The sequence below is a fragment of the Moorena sp. SIO4A1 genome (genome assembly GCF_010672065.1).
Taxonomy (GTDB): Bacteria; Cyanobacteriota; Cyanobacteriia; order Cyanobacteriales; family Coleofasciculaceae; genus Moorena.
This window is the reverse complement of record NZ_JAAHHX010000926.1, coordinates 1-1,169: the sequence shown is the minus strand read 5'-3', so window position 1 is coordinate 1,169 and position 1,169 is coordinate 1. Positions and strand designations below refer to the sequence as shown.

General features: G+C 45.8%; 2 protein-coding genes. One reads left to right on the top strand and one right to left on the bottom strand.

Annotation, left to right across the window (positions count from 1 at the left end):
* On the bottom strand, window positions 1–322 hold a 322-nt coding region (locus F6K53_RS44160; protein ID WP_293087213.1), incomplete at its 3' end, for a bifunctional adenosylcobinamide kinase/adenosylcobinamide-phosphate guanylyltransferase.
* Window positions 323–435: 113 nt separating this feature from the next.
* Here F6K53_RS44160 and F6K53_RS44155 point away from each other — a divergent pair.
* A complete protein-coding gene (locus F6K53_RS44155) occupies window positions 436–1,161 on the top strand; it encodes a hypothetical protein (protein ID WP_075902869.1) in 726 nt (241 codons plus the stop codon).
* Window positions 1,162–1,169: the final 8 nt, after the last annotated feature.

Below are 1,169 nucleotides of genomic sequence, written 5' to 3'. Positions count from 1 at the left end.
CTAGGCAATTGGCAACCCAGGTTCCTAGAGAATCTACTAACAGGCAGTGATTGATGTCAGAATAGTTGGTAATTGTTCCTGCCAAGTCCAGTGGTACCAAAAGGGTTGTCCAGGAACTGGGGCGTCGCTGCTGATGTTTTTCAATCCGGGCCAGCCACTCTGGATCATCCGGGTTGGTTGTGGCAGTAGCAACGTATATTACCGATTTCCCAGTCTGCGTGGCCAGGGTTTCTGCCCACTCGCTTTTGCCAGACCTGGATGGTCCGGTGACTAAAATTAAATTACTGGTCAATTTGGTACTGGTAAATTTAGTAGTATTCAAGGCTATTGGGACTTATCTTCGCGCTTGCGCCAACATTAACAGAGCTTATAGTTCAGAATAATTGGCATCTTCCCCCTTGAGATCAACTATATTATTTCCTCAAATCAATCTTCATGAAATCAAAATTGCGACGGATCGAGACAACACTAAATCAGTTAGCAAAAGCTAGTGCCACTGATTCATCACAACCATCTCCAGCTGCGGCTGATCAAACTAATCACCAACAAGCAGATGTAGTAAGTCGTAGAACTAAAAAGGAACCTTCTTTCTCTATGGCAGTACAACCGTTCCCCACTCGCCAGGATGAACAGAAGATACCGACTCTGCCTAGATTGAAATACCCTAAACTGGGAAACCATCGCCATGGTGCTAACCCAGCTTTGGCAATGAATCTGTTGCAAGACATTGAGGGAATTGTTCTGGGTTGGCAGCAGGAACTGCACAAAATCCTCCGGCAAATTCAAGACCTATACCTAGAAGGACCAATTGTTGATGGCTGGTTAGAGTCTCAAGCGAGTCAACCCCAAGATGCTATGGGGACCGTAAGACTAGCCAATGGTGACCGGATGATGGACTATGTGGATGAAGGGGTTGAGGTATCGAATACTAATGTTACGTATCAATCTCCTCGTACTGGTTACCGTCTTTGTGGCTTGGATGAGCAGGGTCAATCTTGGTCAAGGTCTTGTCCAGCAGATCAGGTTCCCAGTGTGAGCATGGCAATCGCTCGTTATCAAAAACTGCGACAACTGTTAATTCGGAAAAAATACCTCGAAGATCGCCTTAGTCAACTAGCAGAAACATTAACTGTGATGCACTCTCAGCTAAATAGGCCTTGACATCCTCC